At 43.7% G+C, this 23,879-nt stretch carries 15 protein-coding genes and 1 riboswitch; of the genes, 4 read left to right on the plus strand and 11 right to left on the minus strand.

The window, feature by feature from the left end; translation table 11 throughout:
* Positions 1–72 precede the first annotated feature (72 nt).
* From D0T18_RS02990 to D0T18_RS03005, 4 genes are all read right to left on the minus strand, one after another.
* Positions 73–453, minus strand: coding sequence for a hypothetical protein (locus D0T18_RS02990; RefSeq protein ID WP_116440452.1), 381 nt, complete (start codon positions 451–453; stop codon positions 73–75).
* A gap of 143 nt (positions 454–596) precedes the next feature.
* On the minus strand, positions 597–1,478 hold the full coding sequence (gene pflA, locus D0T18_RS02995) for a pyruvate formate-lyase-activating protein (RefSeq protein WP_064621742.1): 882 nt from the start codon (positions 1,476–1,478) through the stop codon (positions 597–599).
* A 110-nt stretch (positions 1,479–1,588) separates the two neighbouring features.
* Positions 1,589–3,964 carry a formate C-acetyltransferase gene (pflB, locus tag D0T18_RS03000; RefSeq protein ID WP_004108690.1) on the minus strand — a complete coding sequence of 792 codons (2,376 nt, stop codon included), beginning with the start codon at positions 3,962–3,964 and terminating at the stop codon, positions 1,589–1,591.
* Positions 3,965–4,081: 117 nt separating this feature from the next.
* Complete coding sequence (locus tag D0T18_RS03005) at positions 4,082–5,794, minus strand: NAD+ synthase (protein WP_004108689.1); 1,713 nt, start codon at positions 5,792–5,794, stop codon at positions 4,082–4,084.
* 221 nt (positions 5,795–6,015) lie between these two features.
* Between D0T18_RS03005 and D0T18_RS03010 the strand changes: the two genes are divergently transcribed.
* The 4 genes from D0T18_RS03010 (at position 6,016) to thiC (ending at position 11,411) form a co-directional block, all read left to right on the plus strand.
* The gene (locus D0T18_RS03010) at positions 6,016–6,849 is read left to right on the plus strand and encodes a MetQ/NlpA family ABC transporter substrate-binding protein (RefSeq protein ID WP_004106340.1); all 834 of its coding nucleotides are present in this window, start codon (positions 6,016–6,018) and stop codon (positions 6,847–6,849) included.
* 205 nt (positions 6,850–7,054) lie between these two features.
* The gene (locus D0T18_RS03015) at positions 7,055–7,903 is read left to right on the plus strand and encodes a methionine ABC transporter ATP-binding protein (protein WP_004108686.1); all 849 of its coding nucleotides are present in this window, start codon (positions 7,055–7,057) and stop codon (positions 7,901–7,903) included.
* A gap of 2 nt (positions 7,904–7,905) precedes the next feature.
* Positions 7,906–8,586 (plus strand): methionine ABC transporter permease, encoded by a 681-nt coding sequence (locus D0T18_RS03020; protein ID WP_004108684.1) that lies wholly within the window; start codon positions 7,906–7,908, stop codon positions 8,584–8,586.
* Between the two features lie 64 nt (positions 8,587–8,650).
* A riboswitch (TPP riboswitch) is annotated at positions 8,651–8,756 on the plus strand.
* A complete protein-coding gene (thiC, locus tag D0T18_RS03025) occupies positions 8,754–11,411 on the plus strand; it encodes a phosphomethylpyrimidine synthase ThiC (protein WP_012914246.1) in 2,658 nt (885 codons plus the stop codon). Its footprint overlaps the riboswitch before it by 3 nt.
* Before the next feature lie 330 nt (positions 11,412–11,741).
* Here the strand turns inward: thiC and D0T18_RS03030 are convergent, their stop codons facing one another.
* From D0T18_RS03030 to hrcA, 7 genes are all read right to left on the minus strand, one after another.
* The gene (locus D0T18_RS03030; protein ID WP_004108678.1) at positions 11,742–12,278 is read right to left on the minus strand and encodes a peptidylprolyl isomerase; all 537 of its coding nucleotides are present in this window, start codon (positions 12,276–12,278) and stop codon (positions 11,742–11,744) included.
* A 235-nt stretch (positions 12,279–12,513) separates the two neighbouring features.
* Positions 12,514–18,294: a MiiA motif-containing surface protein gene (locus D0T18_RS03035; RefSeq protein WP_338029249.1), complete on the minus strand. Its 5,781-nt coding sequence runs from the start codon at positions 18,292–18,294 to the stop codon at positions 12,514–12,516.
* Between the two features lie 482 nt (positions 18,295–18,776).
* Positions 18,777–19,607: an inositol monophosphatase family protein gene (locus tag D0T18_RS03040; protein WP_004108666.1), complete on the minus strand. Its 831-nt coding sequence runs from the start codon at positions 19,605–19,607 to the stop codon at positions 18,777–18,779.
* Positions 19,608–19,833: 226 nt separating this feature from the next.
* Positions 19,834–20,487, minus strand: a complete 654-nt coding sequence (gene serB, locus D0T18_RS03045) for a phosphoserine phosphatase SerB (protein WP_004108662.1) — start codon at positions 20,485–20,487, stop codon at positions 19,834–19,836.
* A 25-nt stretch (positions 20,488–20,512) separates the two neighbouring features.
* Positions 20,513–21,496, minus strand: a complete 984-nt coding sequence (gene fmt / locus D0T18_RS03050; protein ID WP_004108659.1) for a methionyl-tRNA formyltransferase — start codon at positions 21,494–21,496, stop codon at positions 20,513–20,515.
* Positions 21,497–21,565: 69 nt separating this feature from the next.
* On the minus strand, positions 21,566–22,717 hold the full coding sequence (gene dnaJ, locus D0T18_RS03055; protein WP_102703152.1) for a molecular chaperone DnaJ: 1,152 nt from the start codon (positions 22,715–22,717) through the stop codon (positions 21,566–21,568).
* Positions 22,718–22,807: 90 nt separating this feature from the next.
* Positions 22,808–23,824, minus strand: coding sequence for a heat-inducible transcriptional repressor HrcA (gene hrcA, locus D0T18_RS03060; protein WP_162861136.1), 1,017 nt, complete (start codon positions 23,822–23,824; stop codon positions 22,808–22,810).
* Positions 23,825–23,879: the final 55 nt, after the last annotated feature.

Genomic DNA, 23,879 nt, shown 5'->3' on the forward strand with positions numbered 1-23,879 from the left:
CACGGCTTCAACTTTCGCACACAACTACGACTATTCAAAAATAAAAAATCAAATAAATAATCAATTAAATAATCAATCTGTTTTATTGTTTGCTACTTCGTCATTTATGCGCTTAACAAGCCTAGTTTTAAGGAATCTAGTAAGAGTAAATGCGACTGCCGAAGCTAAAACTGTTGGAACAACGTAGCCAGCATGTAAACCTAAATCCGAAAAGTTGACTATTGGAAAAGTGACAAGTTCTGTAACAACAGCTATAACAATAGATATTATTGGCACTTCAATAAGAAGTTTCTCATCAAACGATGCAACAATGTTTATTGGCAATAAAATTATTGGCAAAATAACGAAAATAGTAAGCGCTGTAGCAAAACCAAACTGATCGTTACACCGCACAAAAACAGCTAACGCTAATGTAAAAGCTAATGCAATCCAACAACCTATTCTGCGCTTCATTGCGTATCCTTTCTCTAAAAAAGAGTATTTGTATAATTATACAAAAATCCTTCAAAAAACAATACGATACGCAAAGATTGCCTAAATTACAGTTACATTTTTGACGCAATTTAAATGCAGTCTAAATGCAATCTAAACGCAGTCTAGTACACAACAAAACCGTGATCTTTGAACTGGTTTACAACTCGTTCTTTAAGTGCTCTAGAAGGCCCTTTTTGATTCTCAAGAGGATATGGAATCCTAAGCTCATGCCACTTTGGACGTCCTAGTTGATGGAATCCAAGCACGTCAATATGCTCAACAGCATCACCAAACGAATCGCAAATCTCGGCAACTTTTTCAACGTTTTCTTCACTGGAAGTCAAATCTGGAACAAGCACAAAACGCACCCAAATCTTCTTACCAGCTTTCGCCAAGCGCTGACCAAAGTCAATAGTTGGCTGTAGCAAGCCGCCGGTTACTTTTTTATACGTTTCTTCAGTTCCTGATTTAACGTCAAGCAAGCAAAGATCAATGTCGTCAATCATTTCATCTGTATAATTGCGATTCAAAAAGCCCGAAGTATCTAAGCAAGTATGAACGCCCATCTCTTTTGCAGCGCGAAATACTCTAGATACAAAAGCTGGCTGCATCATGGACTCGCCGCCAGAAAATGTGATTCCTCCACCTGTTGCTTTAAAAAGACTTTGATAGCGGTCAACTTTTTTAATCATTGCATCCAAATAGACTGGCTTGCCGTCACGCATTTTCCAAGTATCAGGATTTTGGCAATACTGGCAACGAAGTGGGCAACCGCTCATAAACACCGTCATACGAGTTCCAGGACCATCAACAGAAGTATTGATATCCCACGAATGCACAAATCCAATATCGCCAGTTTTAAGAGCAACTAAGCGATCTTTACGATCCAGCCCAATTGGCGACTCAAATCCAGAAAGTCCACCCATTAAAGTTTGGCGAGCATACTCTTTTGACTCCTTCAACATATGCTGAGTTGTGGTACGAAACGCTGTGTTTTCAGCCATCTAACTGCCCTCCAAACTATTTATAAATAAATAATAAATAATATACGCAATTAACAAAAGCCGGGAGCGAAACTAGCCTCGCTCCCGGCGGTGTTTACTAATCAACCAAATCAGTCAGTAACTGAACCCTGGTGGAATGTACGAGAAATAACGTCGAGCTGCTGCTCCTTAGTGAGCTTTACAAAGTTCACTGCGTAGCCGGAAACTCGAACCGTCAAATGCGGATACTTTTCTGGGTGCTCAACAGCATCTTCAAGCTGTTCCTTACGCAACACGTTGATGTTTGCGTGGTACAAGCCGTGACCGTTGCCAGCATCCAAAATGCCAACCAAGTTGCTGATGCGCTCGTCTTCGTCACGACCCAAACCGTCAGGAGTAATGGTGTTCGTAAGCGAAATGCCGTCAAGAGCATCATCGTAATCAATCTTTCCAACGGAGAACATCGAAGGAAGCATACCGTGCGAATCCATGCCGTTTTCTGGGTTTGCGCCTGGAGCGTACGGAGTGCCCTTCTTGTGACCGGATGGGAAGGAACCAGTGTTCTTGCCATACTCAACGTTAGAAGTAATAGTCAAGATGGACTGAGTTGGAACAGCATTACGGTACACAGGCAAACGCTTTACCTGACCCATAACAGTGCTTACAACCCACTTTGCTAAGTCGTCTGCACGATCGTCGTCGTTACCGTAAACTGGGAACTCGCCAACAGTCTTGTAGCCAACGATTAAGTCGTCGTCGCCGCCCTCGATGTACTCGTACTCGTGACCTTCAGTGGTCTTAGCATCCTTGTTGTAGATTGGGTAAACCTTTGCATACTTCAAAGCAGCCAAGGAATCTGCAGCAATAGACAAGCCGGACATGCCGCAACCAAGCGTACGGTAGACTTCCCTATCATGCAAAGCCATTTCGATGGACTCGTAAGCGTACTTATCGTGCATGTAGTGGATGATATTCAAAGCCTCAATATAAGTCTCGGAAAGCCATTCCAAAGCCTTCTCGTAGTTAGCCTTAACCTTCTCGTAGTCGAGAGTGCCGTCAGCTTCTGGCTTGATTGGGTCAATAACACCCTTATCGATAACTTGCATGCCGGTCATTTCATCGCGGCCGCCGTTAATAGCGTAAAGCAAAGCTTTTGCAGAGTTCACGCGAGCTGCGAAGAACTGCATTTGCTTACCGACGCGCATTGGAGAAACGCAGCAAGCAATAGCAGCGTCGTCACCCCAGTGCTCACGAATGTCTTTATCGGACTCGTACTGGATTGCAGAAGTGTCGATAGAAATTCGTGCGCAGAAACGCTTATAAGCTTCTGGAAGCTTTGGATCCCAGAAAATAGTGATATTTGGCTCAGGACCAGGTCCCAAATGCTCAAGAGTCAAAGTGTTGAGCAAACGGAACGAAGTCTTGGTTACGAAAGTGCGGCCATCCTCGCTGAAGCCTGCATCGGACCAAGTTGCCCAGTAAGGATCACCAGAGAAGATTGCGTCGTAATCCTTAGTACGCAAGAAGCGCACAATACGAAGCTTCATAACAAGAGCGTCAATAATTTCCTGAGCGTCGGTTTCGTTAATTAAACCTGCCTTCAAATCGCGCTCAAAGTAGCAATCGAAGAATGCGGAAACGCGACCGAAGCTCATTGCAGCGCCATCCTGGCTCTTAACAGAAGCAAGATAGCCCATGTAAGTCCACTGAACAGCTTCCTTAGCGGTCTTAGCTGGACGAGTCAAATCCAAACCGTACTCGTTACCCAAGTTAATAAGCTGCTTCAAAGCCTTAATCTGCTCGTCATGCTCTTCGCGGAAGCGAATCCAATGCTCAATTTCGGTCTCGGTAAAATCGTTACGGTATGGAATCGAATCCTTGTCGCGCTTCTTAAACTCAATAAGCATGTTCACGCCGTAAAGAGCAACACGACGATAATCGCCAATAATACGACCGCGGCCGTAAGCATCTGGCAAACCGGTCAAAATCTTGTTGTGGCGAGCAATCTTAATATTCTTGGTGTAAACGCCAAACACGCCATCGTTATGAGTCTTACGGTAGACGGTGAAAATCTTCTTGATTTGAGGATCTACTTCCTTGCCAGCTTCTTTAATAGCTTGCTCAACCATGCGCCAACCGCCGTTTGGCATCATAGCGCGCTTGCAAGGCTCATCAGTTTGCAAACCGACGATTACGTTATCTACTTCTGGGCTTTCAATGTAGCCTGCTGGCATTGCGTCAATACCTGCTGGGATATGAGTTTCAACATCATAAACACGACGCTCACGTTCAACAGCTAAGTAGTTGTCGTCGAGATACTTCCACATGTGCTTCGTTTTTTCAGTGGCATTTGCCAAGAAACTTTCGTCACCTTCATATGGCGTATAGTTCTTTATTATAAAGTCGCGTACGTCAATGTCTTTCTTCCAATTGCCGTCAGTAAAACCATTCCACGCTTCGGTACGAAGATCCTCTTCACTGAGAACTGGCGCATCAACTGATGTCATGTTTAGACTCCTTTTGTACCCGCAACGCATCTTCACGCTGCCTTAATAACAATGTTAGAGCATAAGTAAACGCATACACGAGTAGTTTTGCAAAAAATCTAGTGAAATATATCACATTTATTCACGAAAAGCTGTGGTAACAGGCATTCTGCGATCCCTGCCAAAAGCAATAGCACTTACTTTTGGTCCAAGCGGATACTGCCTGCGCTTCCATTCTGCGCGATCAACTAAACGCATAACCGTGTCAACAGTATGCTCGTCAAAACCATCTTCAAGCAAATCCGCTCTACCATGAGCAAGCTCAATATGAGCCTCTAAAACACGATCAAGCAAATCGTACTCAGGTAAAGAATCAGAATCCTTTTGCCCTGGACGCAACTCTGCACTCGGAGGCTTAATAATAGAATTAACCGGAATAAGCACACCATCTTGCGGAGCTTTCGCTTTCGTAACTTCTGTTTGCTCAGAATCCTCATATCCAACAATTGGCAGCATACCAATGCCTACTCCAGCATTCGCAGCGCGATTCCTCCAACGAGAAAGTGCCCAAACGCGCGTCTTAAACAAATCCTTAATAGGAGCATACCCTCCTACCGCATCGCCATAGATAGTAGAATATCCGCAAGCAAGCTCCGATTTATTACCAGTTGCGAGCGCCAAAACACCGCGCGAATTCGAGTAAGCCATTACGATTACGCCACGAACGCGAGCTTGCAAGTTTTCTGCTGCAACACCTTCTAATGAAAGTTGCGATTGGAAAGCTTTAAAAAGCGGTTCAATTGGTTGCACATCATAGTGAGCGCCAATTCGCTCTGCTAAATCGCGCGCATCGTCTTTAGAACCGTCCGAAGAGTACATGCTTGGCATAGAAATGCCATACACATTTGCTCCACCGCAAGCATCGGCAGCCATAGTAGCTACTAAAGCAGAATCAATTCCTCCAGAAAGTCCTAAGCACACACCCTTAAAACCATTCTTACGCATGTAATCTCTAAGACCTACAACACACGCACAATACACTTCTTCGTCTGCGTCAAGTTTTGGAGCAATGCTTGAAACTTTCTGCTTTTTCAGCGAGTTATCAAAATCAACAAACGACAAATCTTCATCAAACATTGCCGAGCGTTCAAGTAAAGTTCCGTCAGCATCAACAACAAAACTTCCACCGTCAAAAACCAAATCATCTTGGCCGCCGACTTGGTTCACATATACGACTGGCGCATTGACTTCAACAGCGCGCTTTTGAGCCAAACTCAAGCGCACATGAGTTTTACCTTCCTCATATGGAGAACCGTTCATAGTTATTAGCGCATCGATACCAAGTTTTGCCAAACGCGCAACAGGACCGCCGTCTTGCCAAATATCTTCGCAAATAGCAAAACCTAGACGCATTCCATCTACTTCCAGCAGCTCACACTTATTGCCAGAAGAGAAAATACGAAACTCGTCAAAAACACCATAATTTGGCAAGAAATGCTTGTCGTATTGCAACACAGATTTACCTTCATGCAATACGAGAAGCCTGTTTCGAGGCTTTCCAGCAGACTCGTCAAAGCCAACAGTTCCAACTACTACGTAAAGCTCCCCCAAGCCTTCTTCCGCAAGTTTTGTTGCAAGCAAGTCTGCAGCTTTTTGTGCAGTTGTGCGGAACGTGGCACGCAAGGCGAGGTCTTCAATAGGATACCCAGTCAAAGTCATCTCAGGAAACACAACCATGCGAGCACCCGACTGCTTTGCGCGCGCAGCATACTTCAAAACTTTTTCAACGTTGCTATCAATGTTCCCAACGCAGGTATCTATCTGCGCTAACGCCAATCGCAAAAAACTCATACATTACAGTCTAGTAGATAGCTTCATTGCAAGTAAGCGACGTGTTGAAAAACTTATTTTTTCTCTTTCCACACTGCAAGTATGCGAATTATTAACACGTCATAAATAATACTAATAAGCAAAGTGTAGAATTATTGATTTTTCTCGCCTATATTGATAATTCGTTACTCGCGAAGGGGATTTAACTTTAAACAAATTTCACCGAACAAGGAGCAGGAAATATGCGAAAAATTAAAGTTATTGCATCAATTACAGCACTGGCAGCATTAGCGACTTTCACTTTAAGTGGCTGCGGTAGCTCAAAAGCAGGCGCAAAGGATGACAAGACCATTACTGTTGCAGCTTCACCTACCCCGCATTCTGAAATCTTAAATAAAGTTGTAAAGCCAATCTTGCAAAAAGAAGGCTACAAGCTAGTAGTAAAGGAATTTACTGACTACGTGCAGCCAAATACAGCTACTGAAGAAGGCGAAGTTGACGCAAACTACTATCAGCATTTGCCTTATCTTGACAACTTTAATAAGGAAAAGGGAACTCACCTTGTTTCAGTAGGTGGAATTCATTTTGAACCATTTGGATTGTATCCAGGAAAAACCAAGACGATTAAAGCATTAGCAAACGGAGCAACTGTTGCAGTTCCAAATGATCCTACTAATGAGGCTCGCGCATTGCTTCTTTTGCAAGATGCCGGATTGATTAAGTTGAAGAATCCAAAGGATATTAACGCTACTACAAAAGATATTACTGAGAATCCTAAGAATTTGAAGTTTAAAGAACTTGAAGCGGCAACAGTTCCTACTGCCATTAAGGATGTGGATCTTGCTGCCATGAACGGCAATTACGCTATTCAAGCTGGTTTTAACCCAACTAAAGACCCACTTACTTCAGAAAAAGTTGGAGGCATTGCGGCTAAAACTTATGAAAATATTATTGTAGTAAAGAAGGGCTCTGAAAAGTTTGCAAAAATCAAAGCCTTACTCAAAGCTTTGAAGACAAGCGAAGTGCGCGACTATATTACTAAAACTTACAAAGGCGCTGTGCTCCCTGTTTTCTAAAAAATACTCACAATGTAGCCACCTAATGCCGCATGTGTATGCTTCGTGTATGCTTTGCGGCATTATTTTATAAGCGTGTAATATACGTAATGTGCGTGCTAGTTAATAATCTAGTTAATGACGCTAGTTAGTAACTCTAGTTAGTAACTCTAGTTAGTAACGAAGTATATTTCACACAGAAAGCAATAATCTGTTAAGGAAAAGCATGATTCAGATCGAACATCTTCACAAAAGCTACGGCAAAGGTAGCAAAGCGAACGAAGCATTACACGACATTAATCTGACTATTGAATCGGGAGAAGTATTCGGAATCCTTGGTTCTTCTGGTGCAGGAAAGTCTTCGCTAGTTCGTTGCATGAATCTGCTTGAGCGACCAACTTCCGGCAAAATTATTATTGACGGAAATGATATTAGCGAAGTAAAAGATAAAGAACTTGCAAAAGTACGCACTAATATTGGCATGATTTTCCAGAATTTTAGCCTTTTCCAGCAGCGTACAGTATTGCGAAACGTCACTTTCCCATTAGAGCTGAATCACACTGCAAAAAAGGAACGAGAAGAACGCGCAAACTACTTACTTGACTTAGTTGGTTTACAAGATTTTGCAAACCGCTACCCTAGCCAGCTTTCAGGCGGACAGCAGCAGCGCGTAGCAATTGCACGAGCATTGGCGAATAATCCGTCGATTATGCTTTGCGACGAAGCAACAAGCGCACTTGACTCCACAACTACTGCGCAAATCCTTGATTTATTGAGCCGAATTAACCGCGAACTCAACGTAACGCTTGTTATTATTACGCATTCGCTGGCTGTAGCACGAAATATTTGCGACCGAGTTGCAATGATTGATGGCGGACGCATTGTGGAATTAGGTGACACTGATACGCTTTTTGCAAATCCACAAAGCGATATTTTGCGAACTCTTATTGCAGATGAAAAACAGGAAAATCATCGCGCTAAAATTACAAGCACGATTGCAAGCGAGCTTAACAATAAGCCAGAAAACGCACAAACAGACGAACAAACAAACGCGCTTACCAACGAGGTGAAATAACAATGTTAGAAGCTGCTACACAATTTTTTAACGACTACGGCAACTTACTTATTGAAGGCGTGCAAGACACACTCGTAATGACATCAGTTGCAACACTTTTTGCATACCTTATTGGACTTCCAGTTGGCGTACTTCTCATTACATCAAACAAAAAAGGCATTTGCCCCAACGCGCCAATTAACGCAGTTCTAGGCTGGATTGTTAACATCGTGCGTTCTGTGCCGTTTATTATTTTATTAGTTGCAATAATTCCTTTCACTCGTCTCATAGTTGGCACTTCTTTGGGAGTTCCTGGGGCTATTGTGCCTCTGGTGATTACGGCTGCACCATTCGTTGCTAGAGTAGTTGAACAATCTTTAGCCGAAGTTGACGGAAGCTTAATTGAAGCAGCACAAAGCTTTGGAGCAAGCAAATTGCAAATTGTTTGCAAAGTGTTGCTGTGGGAAGCTTTACCTTCGCTAATTCGCGGAGCTGCGCTTACATTTATTACGCTTTTTGGATTCTCCGCAATGGCTGGAACAGTTGGCGCAGGCGGACTCGGAGATATTGCAATACGATACGGATACCAGCGTTATCAATACGATGTGATGACAGTTGCTGTTATCCTTTGTATTATTCTCGTGCAGATTGTGCAAAGCTTGGGAGATTTTATTTCACGCGCAATCAATCATCACGAACGCTAAAGAAATTCGCAACATACCCACCACCAATTAAATGCACATAATTGTGTAAACTTGCTGGTAATTCGACATTTTGCAGGGGTGCTTTCGAAAGAAGGCTGAGATGGTGTTAGTTTGCCTAACCCTTCGAACCTGTTAGTTAATACAACGTAGGGAGCAACGATTTTAGTATGACATCGAATTATCCGTACGCATCAATGCGTAATCAATTTAATCTAAGCGCCTGCTTTATTGCAGACCCACAAGCTTGTAATAATCGTCCGCTTACCGATATTGTCGATGATGCTTTGCGCGCTGGAGCGACTTTTATTCGTCTTCATTGCAACAATGAAAACGCTAAAGAAATCACTACTATTGCACGCGATATTGCACAAATCATCGAAGACAATAACAAATGCGATTCTGTAACTTTTGTTATCGACGAGCGTGTTGATGTCGTTTGGCAAGCTCGCAATCAAAGCATCAAAGTTGACGGAGTGCATTTAGCACAAAGCGACATGGAGCCTAGAGAGGCTCGCGCTCTTCTTGGCGAAGATGCTGTAATCGGCTTATCTGTTGAAACCGAAAGCTTAGTTAAAGTAATAAACGAACTTCCAGATGGATGCATTGATTACATTTGCGTAACAGCAATGCGCAATCCTGAAGAAGGATGCGAAAGCACTACTGCCGCTTACGAATTGGAAGCAAATCACACAACGCTGGACGAAGCGAAAATTAATACGATTTGTTCCGCAAGTGATTTTCCAGTTCTAGTTGGCGGAAGAACTGCACTCGACGATATCGATACAATCGCTCACACCAAGGCTGCAGGATGGTTCGTTTCTGAAGCATTGTATTCTTCAGAAACACCAGAATCAACTATGCGTGAATTTGTTGAACATTGGAAAGCTGTGCGAGGTGAAGAAAAGCACGGCTACGCTAAGCGAGTGATAGTTGCAGAAAATTCTGAATCAAAATCTTCAGAAACTCAAGAAAAGAAGCCAACTTTTATTAATGCGAAAGAAGCAAAGGATGCTGCGAAATTAGCTAAACAACAGCGAGTTGACATTGCAGCTCGCGGATGCACTCAGCGCGATAAAGCTCATATTCGCAAAACAACTCCAATTCATTTTGAGTATGAATATGGTTCTTATGATTTGGAAGTTCCTTATACGGAAATTAAGCTTTCGGATACTCCTGGCGTAGGTCCTAACCCGCCTTTTAAGGATTACAATACAGAAGGTCCAAAGTGCGATCCGAAGGAAGGTTTGGCTCCGCTTCGCCTTGACTGGATTCGCGACCGCGGTGACGTTGTGGAATATGAGGGTCGCAGGCGCAATCTTCAAGACGACGGCAAGCGCGCAATTAAGCGAGGCAAAGCTTCTAAAGAATGGCGTGGACGCACGCATAAGCCAATGAAGGGCGCGGATCATCCGATTACACAAATGTGGTACGCTCGCCACGGAATCACTACTCCAGAAATGCAATATGTTGCAACGCGCGAAAATTGCGATGTAGAGCTGGTTCGCGAAGAAGTTGCAGCCGGACGTGCTGTAATTCCTTGCAATATTAACCATCCTGAAGCTGAACCTATGATTATTGGCTCGCGCTTCTTGACTAAGCTCAACGCAAACATGGGTAATTCTGCTGTTACGTCATCTATCGACGAAGAAGTAGAAAAGCTTACGTGGGCCACGAAGTGGGGTGCGGATACCGTTATGGATCTTTCCACCGGTAACGATATTCACACAACGCGCGAATGGATTTTGCGCAACTCCCCTGTGCCAATTGGAACAGTGCCAATGTATCAGGCTTTGGAAAAGGTTGAGGATGATGCTTCTAAGCTCAGCTGGGAGCTTTTCCGCGACACTGTTATTGAGCAGTGCGAGCAGGGCGTTGACTACATGACTATTCACGCTGGCGTGCTTCTTCGCTACGTGCCGCTTACTGCAAACCGCGTAACCGGTATTGTTTCTCGTGGTGGCTCAATTATGGCTGAATGGTGCTTGCAACATCATCAAGAGAGCTTCTTGTATACGCACTTTGAAGAATTATGCGAGATTTTCGCAAAGTACGATGTTGCATTCTCTTTGGGTGATGGTTTGCGTCCAGGTAGCTTGGCTGATGCTAACGATGCGGCTCAGCTTTCCGAGCTTATGACGCTTGGCGAGCTTACGAAGATCGCTTGGAAGCATGACGTACAGGTGATGATTGAAGGTCCTGGTCACGTGCCATTCGACACTGTGCGTATGAATATTGAGATGGAAAAGGCAATTTGCCAGAATGCTCCATTCTATACGCTTGGTCCTTTGACTACGGATACCGCACCTGGCTATGACCACATTACTTCCGCAATTGGTGGCGTGGAGATTGCGCGATACGGCACCGCAATGCTTTGCTATGTGACTCCTAAGGAACATTTGGGGTTGCCTAACAAGGATGACGTGAAGCAAGGCGTGATTGCGTATAAGATCGCTTGCCACGCAGCTGATCTTGCTAAGCATCATCCACATGCTATGGATCGCGACAACGCAATCAGTAAGGCTCGCTTTGAGTTCCGCTGGTTGGATCAGTTCAACTTAAGCTATGATCCAGATACCGCAATCGCCTTCCACGACGAAACACTTCCTGCAGAACCGGCAAAAATGGCGCACTTCTGCTCGATGTGCGGACCAAAGTTCTGCTCGATGGCTATTTCGCAAAATATTCGTAAGCGTTTTGGCGGAGCAGCTCAGCAGGAGCAGCTCGTTGAAGAAGCACGCAGTCAGGCAATTGCCGATGGTATGAAAGAGATGAGCAAAAAGTTCCAAGAATCCGGCTCATCGTTGTATCAAAGCGTGAAAGCATAAAATGATGAGGTACGGAAGTGCGGAAGCAAAAACTGAATTGCAAGTGCTTCAATAACAATACTTACAACGAATAATAATAGAAGAAGGTTGATATGAACCAAAGCGAGTTTTATAGTGAGCTATTATGCTTGCTATAAGACTCGCTTTCTTTATATCCGCATTTAAATTCTATTAATACAACCTTTCCGTTGCATGCGTTGTAAAGTTTCTGCCGCCTTACAGCAAAAATCCGACATTTTCTGTACACAAGCGTATAGAAAATGTCGGATTAGCAATTAAGAACTTTAGTACTAAAGAATATTAAAGAGTATTAAATCAAATAACGTTTAATCACAAAACTTCAATAGAAATAATACCTACAGGCTCAAGAGGAGCATCAGATCGATCCGTTGCGACAGCCTCGAGCTTATCGACAACCGCCTTCGATTCATCGTCAGCAACTTCGCCGAAAATTGTATGGTGGCCATCAAGCCATGGAGTTGGCACAGTTGTAATGAAGAACTGCGAACCGTTAGTGCCATGCAAACGACCGTCACGACCGCGACGCTTTCCAGCATTTGCCATAGCGAGCAAATAAGGCTTATCGAACTTCAAGGATGCGTCAATTTCATCGTCAAACTCGTATCCAGGACCGCCAGTTCCATTGCCGAGTGGGCAGCCACCCTGAATCATGAAATCCTTAATGATGCGGTGGAAAGTTAAACCATCGTAGAATGGCTCATGCGAAGGTTTTCCACTGAATGAGTCAAGCCACTCGCGCTCACCAGTAGCTAAGCCAACAAAATTTTTGACGGTTTCAGGCGCTTTACTGTCAAACAAATTGATTTTTATATCGCCTTCAGAAGTATGCATAATAACTGTAGTCATGTGGTAATTCTCCCATATTTTCAAGACTGTTTCAATTCGTGTTAGATAAAAATATTCGCATACAAAAATGCCTCACTTTGCGTAGTAAAGAAAGACGCAAAGTGAGGCACTTTTACATTAACTTCATTATGCTAATTAACCCAATACTCAGCAAACTTACTGAATACAATTAAGCAAACATTAAGCAGCTCTAAAACTAGCTGATCTGCAATAACCAGACCAGCTAGCAAATATTTTACTTACTACTATGACGAGAAGTACCACGACGCTTAGCTGAGAAAAGCGCAGCACCAGCAGCACTAAGAGTTGCAGCAAACAAGCCAAACACAGACACGTCACTACCAGTCTTACTAAGCTGAGCAGCACTACCACTCTTCAACACCTGAGCGCGCACAGAAGCACGAACATCAGCCGCATGAGCCTTAGCAGCAGCCAAAGCCTTACGAGCAGCAGAAAGCTTCTTAGCCGCAGCATCAACCTGAGCCTGGGTAGCATTAGGATCAGCCGCAACCTTCTTAGCCTCAGCCAAAGCAGCATCCAAAGCCGCCTGAGCCTTAGAAACTTGAGCATCAGCCTGCTTCACAGCCGGATTATTCTCAACAGCAGCATTCACAGCAGCAGAATTTGCGCCATTAGCATTATTAGCGTTAGCGTTGGCAGCATTGGTGTTAGCAGCGTTACCTGCATTACCCGAGTTTGCGCCAGCACCAGCGTTACCATTACCAGCATTTCCAGGCTGTGAATCAGACTCAGCACCCTGAATCTGAACATTCAACTCACCCTTATCCACAGTAGTAGGCGCATTATCATTCACACCAGAACCAGCTTCAGAACCAGAACCAGGAGTCGGCAGTGGACTTGGAGTTGGGGTCGGAGTTGGTTTCTTACCGTCAAGAGCCTCTTCAGCTGCCTTAAGCTTTGCAAGAGCAGCGTCAACAAGCTTCTGCTTTTCAGCTTGAGTCTTAGTTGTTACATCTTCCTCGCCTGCAGCAGCCTTCTTCGTACCAGTTAGCTTATCGATAAGATCCTTAGCATCTTGAAGAGCCTGATCAAACGCAGTCTTCTTTTCCGTCGTAGTAGAATACGTATACCTATCTGAGTTCTTAACGTTGCTATCCTTATCAATCTCTTCTTGCAACGGCTTGGTATCAACGCCATCAAGCGCCTTACGCGCATTTTCAAGCTTCTGAAGTGCGTCGTCTACCGCTTGTTGATCTTTAGCCTCTTGCTCGGGAGTGCGCGGAGTAGAGTCTAGATTCTTATCGTTTTCGTTATCTTCTTTAGCTTTCTTCAATGCCGCTTCCGCGTCAGAGAGTGCCTTGTCAAATGCTTCTTTCTTCTCCTTAGAAGCGGTCGTGTACAGAGGATCGCCAGGTGTAGCCGGCTTAGTGGAATCGTTAGGATCAGCTGGCGTTGGCTTAAGCTTAGAATCGTTATCTACTTCAGCCTGAAGTAAATCAGTGCTTACGCCCGCACCCTTAACTTTGTCATCAATCGCCTGCATTGCCTTAAGAAGATCCTTATACAGCTCATTAACCTGATCCGCATCCTTAGGATCGCCATTAGCTTTGTCTAGCACGGCTCCAGCAGCAGTAGCAGCATCGTCAAACGCTTTCTTTTGCTCATTGCCTTCTTGCAGACCCTTATACTTGTCGCCCTTAGCGAACTTATCAGCGATCTCTTTCAGCTTTTCAAGACGAGCCATGGCAGTATCGGTTGCAGTAGCATTGGCAAGCGCGTCGTCGATGTCGTCAGAAGTTGTACCGTCAGCGTTCTTGTGATCAGAAGCATCAGTATCTTCAATAATCTTCTTGAAAGCTTCCTTCTGCGCATTGTTCAAATGATCAAGCGCAGCAATCTGCTTCTTAGCATCCTCTATCTTCTTAGCCTTCAAAGCGCGATTAGCAATAGCAGTTGGGTCGCCAATCTTCTTTGCATCATTGATGTCATCAATAGCCTTCTGCTTTTCAGCATCTGGAAGATCACTATCTTGAATGCGTTTCTTCTGATCTTCCTTTTCTTTATTAAGTACAGACTGATCATCGTATGTGTTCTGAGAAGTATCGCGCTTGCCCTTAGCATCTTCGATTGCCTTGTTTGCGTCATCAAACGAAGTTTTCACGCCATCAACAGCATTCTTAATATCAGAAGGCTTTGTTGCACTGTTAACAGTGTTCTTGGCATCATCGATTGCCTTAGTGGCAGCTTCATACTTATCTTTAGCTTTTGCTTTCTGCTCATCATTCAACGCCTTGTATGCTGCATCAAGTTCTGCCTTCTTAGCATCAAGCTTGGCAATACCAGCATTCTTAGCATTCTGCTCGTTAATTGCGTTCTGGCGCTTGGCTGCGTCAAGATCATTCTTAATCTCTTCTGCAGTAGCAGCAGGATCCTTCTTTGCAAGAGCATCTTCCAAAGCAGTGAGTGCTGCATCCTTCTTGCTTGGATCAGAACCAATTAACTCCTTAAGAGCCTTATCGTCATCGCTGTTAGCATTGCCGTGGCTTAAGAATGGAAGCGCGCCAGCACTAACATCCTTGTGCGCTTCATTAAGATTATTAGCTTCATCTAAAATCTGCTGAACTTCTTCAGGAGTCTTAGCACCAGGCTTGGTAGCATCCCCACTCTTTCCATTCAGCTTTTCCTTGAGCTTATCCTTTTCATCTTGAGTCAGATTGCCAAGACCATCAATTGCATCAGAAGCTTTCTTTTTCTTATCCTGTAGCTCTTGCTTCTTCTGGTGCTCCTGCTTTTTATCTTCCTCTTTTTTCTGCTCTTTTTCCTTATTTTCTTTGTCTTTCTTTTCTTTTTCCTTTAACTGTTCAGGAGTTACATTATTCTTGCCAGCCTGCTCGTTGGCCTTCTTAAGAATATTCTGAATATCATCAGCACCTTTAGCATTATCAATCTCATTCTTATACTGGGTTTTTTGCTCCTCAGTAAGCTTTGGATTGCGGTCGATAAGCTTCTTCGCATCATCCTTCATCTGCTGGAGTTGCTTATCATCAGGCTTTGGAGTTGGCTTGGTTTCCTCCTTACTATAGGTAATAGGAACAGTGAAGAGCTGCTTGCCATTCTGATCCTTAAAGACGATTGACTTATAGTCTTTCGCCCCACTGGTTTCGCTGGAAGTAACTGACTTGATATTATCGTCAGCAATCTCCATGTAAATAGTGTCAGACTTTGGCTTAAGATCAGAAGCAGATGGAAGGTAAGGAATATTCATGCTTTCCGTTTTTATTTGGAAGTTATTCTGCCCATCATAGTTAGCGTCAAAGAATGCCTTAACAGCCTTCTTGAAATCTTCTTCAGTAGGCTTATTCGGATCTTTAACCTTAATTGCAGCAGGTTCGTTATACTTGCGCTCAGCTTTCTTGGCATCAGTAAGCTTGCGAATAAGGTCGCGAAGAGCCTTTTCATCCATACCATTGATGGCGTTATCCAACTTATCTGCATCGGTGATTCCAGCGCGCTTCAAGTCGTCATTGGTAAGCCCATCATCTTGACGCTGCTTCAGCAAAGCTTTTGCTTGCTCTTTGAGCTTATCAATTGTATTATCCTGAGATGGTTGAGTATTTCCCTTTTTAACATACAAATCTTTGGCTTGGATGGTAAACAGAGTCCCTTCCATGTCAGCAGCCCAATCGCCTGCACTACCATCATCTTCCATCCACTGGTGACCATGAACTGTAATAGCGTAACCGTTAGTATTATCTATACTAAATGAAGTCATTGGTCCATCATTCTTACCAGATGCACCGTAAGGACCCATATTCTCAGTACCGGCTTTTGGAGTCCAAGTTGTTTTAACAGCAACATCGCTCGTAACAGCTTGCAAATCAGAATCAGATACATTATCGTAATTGTCATTTACAAACTGCTTTAAAGCCTTTACAGCCTCTTGAACAGTTGGTGTATCGCCTTCAGTCTTCGTCTTTGTAACATTATACTTAAAGGTAATTTTCTGATTATCTGGATCGTTATATGTCTTAGTTTCCGTAGAAGGCGTCTGAGACGTTTGCGTATTTGCTGTCTGCTTGAAGAACACGCTCATGGGATAAGTAGCGTCTTTATAGCCATCCGCCTTAAACGTAATGTAACCTTTACCGTCTTTCACGCTATACGAAACATCAGTAATAGTTACATCTGAATTATCTTTAGAATCCTTACCCTTAACCTTCATTAAGGCTTTTTTATTTGCATCAAGAGCTTGGCTGTTAGTTGTTAAATCTGCTTCTTTCATATTGAATGGATCAAATTTAACTCTTGTTTGGGTTGCAGGCGCTTCAACGATGAACTCTTTTTCAGCAGCAGGAGTTGGAGCAGGCGGCTTTGGAGTTGGATTTTCCTCAGCAGCCTTTTGCTTTAAGAATTGCCAGGAAGGAATCTCTGTTGTTGAACCGTCTGCCCAAGTGATGATGGCGTTCTTGAAGTCTTTATCGAAGCTTACAGGAGTTTTGCCATCCTTCTTGGCTGCATTATAAACATCCAAGTCAGCGTTTGCTGCGTCGAAGGCATCGGTTACTTTCTTTTGTTCATCTGCATCTAATTTTGCAGGATCTTTAACCTCAATCGCGTCCGGCACAACATACGGCGCCCAATCGGAGATTTTTGGCCCTTGGAACACAAGCTCAGACGCAGGAATCGTAGCCTTTGAGCCATCTTCGTAAGTCACAACAAGGTTCTTGCCGTCTTTATCGAAAGCAATAGCATTATCCTTGGCAAGATGCTTGCTAAATTCGCTGCTATCAGGGTTCGCCTTCTTGAACGCATCAATAACAGCCTTTTTATCATCATCACTTAACGAATCAGGCTTTACAACAGGTATGCGATCTGGCATAACTGGCTTATATCTGTCGCTGTCGGATTCATCTTGTGCAACAAGAAGGCTTGCAGGAATCGTGCGAGTCGTCTTGTCTTTGAAAGTGATAGTTGCAGAGCCATCCTTATTTACCACAACACCATTATCAGCAACTAATTCCTTGAAGTACTTGGTGTTTTCATTCGCTTTTTCAATTTTTTCTTTAATAGCCTTTTGCTCGGCTTCACTCAAATCGTTAGTCTTCTTAACCTTTGTAACCTCTGGATACGCAAGCGTCAAATGATCCGCAATCTTTGGCGTATTGTGCTTTTGACCAACGGCATAGTGCCAATTTCCAGCAAAACGATAAACGCCAGCGGCAAAACGAAGCGGATTGGTGTCGCGCTCTTTCCATGCTTTATCTTCCATCTCGGAAACGTAAGTCATGTCATACCAACGCTGACCAGCAGACTCCCAGTCTACGAAAATACCCTTAAGGCCTTGAGTTTGCTTTTGGTATTCTTCCCATTGTTGTGCAGTATTGCCCGCATTATCGTAACCTTTATTGTCTTTGGTACCCAAGCCCATAAGCTGTTTCCAGCCTTTGCTGGCAAGAATATTTTCGTCACTAAAATAATAATTAGAAATATTAGTCCATTCCTTAGGACTATTAAAATGTTTGTTCGAAACTGCACCATAACCGTTTGCGTCGGTTGTAATATATTGCGAAGAACCAGCAGGTTTAACCTGCTCCTTGCCATTTTTTGTTAACTTTTCAATACGCTTAAATTGAATATCTTGAGGATCTTTCAAACCAGCAGGAACACCAAACCACCACATTGGACGGAATCGCCAATCGTCAGCTGTAGCATTGTTGTGGCAATTAGAAAGATAATGAACGCGAACAAATTTACCAAGAGGGTCTATGCCTTCAGTACCGCCAGCTTTGGCATGCTCAAAGGTATCGTAATATTCAACGTCAATGTTGAAATGAGCCTCGGCATATTTTGCATCAGTTTTGAAACCGTAATAAACATTGTTGCCAGTGCCGTCTACATAACCGTCAGCATAGGCAGGCGAGGAAACGAATACCCCCCCCGAGCACCATTGCGCCTGCGAGCATAGCTGCGCACACGCTCTTAGAAAGTGGCGCGTAAATAACGCTGTTACTCGACTTTTGCATAGACTTTTGCAAATCGGCAAGATGCTTCGCACTCATAATCTTCTTCGTCATTATTCCTCACTTCAATAATGTGTCTTCTTTATGTTTCTGCTTATGCATAACTTGTAATATGCAATAATGCAGCAGCCAAACAAATTAGCATTCGCTTCTTTGTTTCATACCAATTTGCTATTTACACAACGCTTCATACTCTCTTAATACGTTTCAAGCATGCATAAAAATGTGCAAACTGACATTCGTACAAGTTATATGGTACTCAACTATTCATACATTGCAAACCTTTTCATGCAATAATTTGTGTAGCGTAAATCACATAATTCGCAAATCACGCATGAATACGTATAAATTACATGTTAAGACGTCATAATATTTATGAAAAAAAAATTACGATACGCCGCAAGATAATTGAATGCTTACGCAAGGCTACGAGTTACTTGCGTAATGTTATTGACTGCTTACGTAAGACTATTAACTACTTACGCAAGAATATTAGTTACTTACGCAAGAATATTGCTTATTTAAGATACGGCTTTAACTCGTTAATAAGCAAACCGTTAGAAGCAACTACGTCATTTTCGCGTCGCCAATGAATAGGATTTCCATCCCACTGGCAAACCTGACCCTGCGCTTCTAGCACAACCACGGCACCAGCAGAAACAGCTGGAATATCCCAATGATGCAAGTGAGGCTCAAAATAAGCGTCATAAGTGCCATCTGCCACCTTGCACAAGTCGAGCGACGCAGGTCCAATACGCTTAATATCCGCAGGGCAGCCCTCTTCAACAGAAGCGACTACGTCAAGCGCGCGCTTAGATTCACCAGGTATATAAGACATTCCATAACAAACCACAGATCCCTGCAAAGTAGAAGTTGTGGAAGGCGTAATCTTCTCACGCTTCTCTCCTTGCGGAGTTCTACGAATACGAATAGCACCCTGACCCTTTGCAGCCAAATAAGTCAATCCCAACGCAGGAGCGTGCACAACGCCAAGAACCGGACGAGCGGAGCCTTCATCGTTAAACTCAAAAAGCGAAACCGTAAGAGTCCACTCAGCCATATCGCGATTAAAATTAATAGCACCGTCAACGTTTCCAACGCACCAAAAACGTTCTCCCGGATTGCATTGCTCCGGCTTAGTTTGCCAAAAACCTTGGAAAGGATTCACATAAGTCAAACGATTTTGAATAAAACGCACGAGCTTATCGCCAAAACCAGATTCAGATTTATTAGGATCACCCAACGCAATCGACGTCATATCTTGAGGGCTTAATTGATCCTGATACGCATGTTTACCAACATCTTCCAAAATACGCGCAACTTCAAGCGCAACTTCTCGTAAATTCAACTTACGCTCCCTACCCTAAATGCATAAATTCCCGTATTTATGCACACTCTCTCTCCCATAAATTAACTTTATTTTACTCAACAATAGAAAGATTCACCAACACATTTAAGCTCTGCGGTTAAAAGATACAGAACTTTCACAAAAAATTTAATCATTAATCTTTAATCATCATTCGCAATTTTACATTGCCTACGTACATTACTCAACTTTTACTTTTAAAAACGTATTAATTCGCATTCAAAAAACGCAAGACAGCGCTTAAATCGCGAGTAAGAATGCAGTAAGGAGTAGCCGCTTGAACTGTTGGTTTTGCGCAAAAAGCTACGCCTAATCCAGCGAATTTAATCATTGAAATATCGTTCGCTCCATCCCCCACTACAACAGTTTGTTCGCGATCAATTCCAAGATTAGTTACCCAAGTTCTAAGCGCTTCAACTTTTGCATTAGCATTAACAATATTTCCAAGTACGTTGCCAGTAAGCTTGCCGTCAATAGACTCTAAATGGTGAGCCGCCCAAAAATCAATATTCAAACTCGGCAAAAATTCGTCCAAAATCTCATGAAAACCGCCAGAAACTGCGCCAACTTTCCATCCGTGCGCATGAAGCGTGTCAATTAAAACATTCGCGCCTTTAGTTACATGAATTTTAGAAATAATACGCTTTTTGCACTCGTCAATATTCAAATCGCGAAGCATACTCACGCGCGAACGCAAGGAAGTATCGAAAGTAATTTCGCCACGCATTGCTCGCGCTGTAATCGCAGAAAGCTCATCGCCGCATCCAGCTTCTGCACCGAGCAAATCGATAACTTCTTCCTCAATAAGCGTTGCATCAACATCCATAACCAAAAGCCCTGGTTTAGACAAAGTTGGCAACATCGAAGAAAAGTTCATAATCATAATTTTATGCGCAGTAAGCTGCTGCCGAAAGCCTAGCTCCGCGCGCCCAGTCTGCCGCTTTCATAGCTTTCTTTCCCTGCGCTTTTACTTCCAAAAGTTCAAGTACGCCGCTTAAAGTACCAACCCAAACTTGCTTCTTGCCAGCAAGCAATTTTCCAGGATCAAGCTTCATCAATTCCTCACCATGCGGATCGTTAGCATCTGCCGGAACTGCACGTAAAACATGCAAAGTAATCGGATCCGCATTATGTTCATCGTCCGCATGAAGCTCGCACCACGCGCCCGGATTTGGCGTACAAGCGCGAATTTGACGATCGACTGCAAAAGCTGGCGCATGAAAATCAATATGAGCATCTTCAACAGTGATTTTTTGCGCAACTTCTTGAGGAGTTTGATCTTGCTCAACCGGCACAATTTCACCAGTTTCCATGCCACGAAGAGATGCTGCAAGAAGCGGCGCGCCGTCGTTTGCAAGTCGTGCAAGAAGATCGCCAGAATTTTCGTGAGACTCAATTTTTGTAGTAAACTGCGCCAAAATAGGCCCACAATCCATGCCGCGCGTAATGCGAAAAACCGTAGCACCTGTAATATCATCCCCAGCCCAAATGGCGCGCTGCACAGGAGCTGCACCTCGCCATTGCGGAAGAAGCGAAAAATGAAGATTATACCAGCCGAGCGGCAACGCGTCTAAAACATTCTGTCGCAAAATCTTGCCGTATGCTACAACTGCTGCAGCTTTTGCACCGGTTGCCGCAAGCTGTTCAAGAAACACATCTTCATTTTTAGGATCCGACTCAAGCACTGGCAAGCCGAGCTCAAGAGCAGCCTGTTTCACAGGGCTTGGCACAAGCTTTCTACCGCGACCAGTCGGAGCGTCCGGTCGCGTAAGAACAGCGCGAACATCAAAATGCTCACTATCTTTAGTTAACTCGCGAAGAGACGGAACCGCAACTTCCGGAGTTCCAGCAAACAATATTGGTAATGCCATATTTCCCCACTATTTTAAATCAAAGCCGTAAATTAAAGCCGTTTAAAGCAGTAAATTAAATCCGTAAAATCAGCCGGCAAAAGCTTCCTTTAATTTACTAAAGAAACCTTTACGCTCACTCGACTGCTCACTTAACGAATGCTGCTGCACTTGCTTCATAGAACTATCATGCAATTTAGCAAATTTTTCAATCAAAGCACGCTCTTCATCATTCAACTTAGAAGGCGTTTGCACTAGCACATGAACCACGATATTTCCGCGATCTTTAGAACGAAGCTTCGTCACACCAAGATTTGGCAAAGTAATAGTGTCTTCATTTTGGCAGCCTGCAGGAATCGTTATTTTCTGAGCACCATCAAAAGTGTCGATTTCAAGGCTACGACCAAGAACAGCCCAGCTCATAGGAACTGTAATCCAACAATGCAAATCATCCTCGTTACGAGTAAATTGCTTATCTGCACGAATATGAATATCAACGTACAAATCGCCGGCAGGACCGCCGCACTCACCAACGCTTCCTTGGGAAGCTAAGCGCAAACGACTACCGTCACGAATTCCAGCCGGCACGTTCACTCCAACTTCACGAATTGAACGCACACGACCATGACCGTGGCAGTTTTGGCAAATATTCTTAATAATCGTGCCGTGACCTTCGCAATGCTCACAAGGCATCGAAGACATCATTTGACCGAGCATAGTGCGCACAACTTTTTGGCAGAAGCCAGAACCGTGACACACAGAGCACTGTTCTGGAGCGGAATTGTCGGCAGAACCGGAACCAGAGCAATCCTTGCAAACGCCAAAAGTAGTTAACCGTACGCTAACATTTCCGCCAAAAATAGCGGTTTTCAAATCAATACGAGCCTCAGCTAACGCATCATCGCCAGGCTGCACACGCGAAATTGGTCCTTGCGAATTACCGAAAGAACCGCCAAAGAACTGGCTGAAAATGTCGCCCATGCCCATATCTGCAAAACCAGCACCTGAAGCTCCGGCATTTCCTGCAGAAGGATCGTTAGGATCAACACCCATGTCTACCATTCGACGCTTTTCAGGATTAGAAAGCACGTCGTAGGCAGCATTTACTTCCTTAAACTTTTCTTCAAACTCAGCGCCTGCAATATCAGGATGATATTTGCGGCTCATTTTGCGATAGGCTTTGCGAATTTCGTCGTCGCTAGCATTGTGATCAACGCCTAGAACTTTGTAGTAATCAGTCAATTAATTCCCCTTTTACCTTTTTCTAAAATCATTCTTGCATAAGGCACAGCCAGACATAAGCCGAATAACCAGCCATAAACCAGCCACGTTTTATGAATTTTCGGATATAAACGAATTAAGGTAGCGCGCAACAGCCTTAACAGCAGTCATCGTTGCAGCATAATCCATATGCGTAGGACCAATTGATCCAATAAACGCAGAGTCAGAATCAGCATTGTATCCGTAAGTGCTTGTTACAACAGAAGCGTTAAGCAAACCAGGAGTGTGCGTTTCCGAGCCGATTGCAACACTAACACCACTTGCACAATCGCTTGCTTCCTCACTTAACGAAGTCATCAGTCGCATAATAACAGCCTGTTCTTCGAGTGCGTCAAAAAGTGAAGCAAAATCAACAATACTTTGTCTATGCGCAAGTTGAGAAGCTCCAGCCATATATAAGTCGTGAGTATGCTCACCGTCATGCATATCTTCTAAAGCGTTAGCAAGTTGACTAATAATTTGCAAAGCTGACGCTAAATCCTTGCGATTTGCGAGCGCATAAACGCGTTGTGAAGCAGATGAAAGAGATAGCCCAATGCAGCACTCATTAACCATATTAGTTAGATGCAATAAGTCATTTGAATTTATAGTAGTTGCTTGAATCATGTGCTGAGCTACGCCTCCAGTATCTGTAATCACAACAACCAAAAGCGTAGAAGACGATACTTGAACAATCTCAATTCTTTTTACTTTTGACTTAGACAATGCTGGAGATGCTACGAGAGCGACTTGACCCGTAATACTTGCAAGAAGACGCGCGGAACGTTGCAAAGTATCTTGCAAACTAACAGATCCGCTTAAAAAGTTGCGTATAGCGCGACGCTGCGGTTCAGAAAGTGGAATAACTGCAGCCAAGCCGTCAACAAAATAGCGATACCCCTTTTGGGTAGGGATGCGACCTGCGGAAGTGTGCGGCTGCACAAGGTAGCCTTCTTCTTCCAAAGCCGACATATCGTTACGAATAGTAGCGGAACTTACACCAAGCTGATGATGTTTTGCTAAAGCTGCAGAACCAACAGGCTCTTGAGAACGAATATAATCCTCAACGACTGCGCGCAAAATCATCATGCGTCGCGACTGCATTACTGCTCCTCCCAAATACGCATAAATAATGTATTCCTAT

The organism is Gardnerella swidsinskii (genome assembly GCF_003397705.1).
Lineage (GTDB): Bacteria > Actinomycetota > Actinomycetes > Actinomycetales > Bifidobacteriaceae > Bifidobacterium > Bifidobacterium swidsinskii.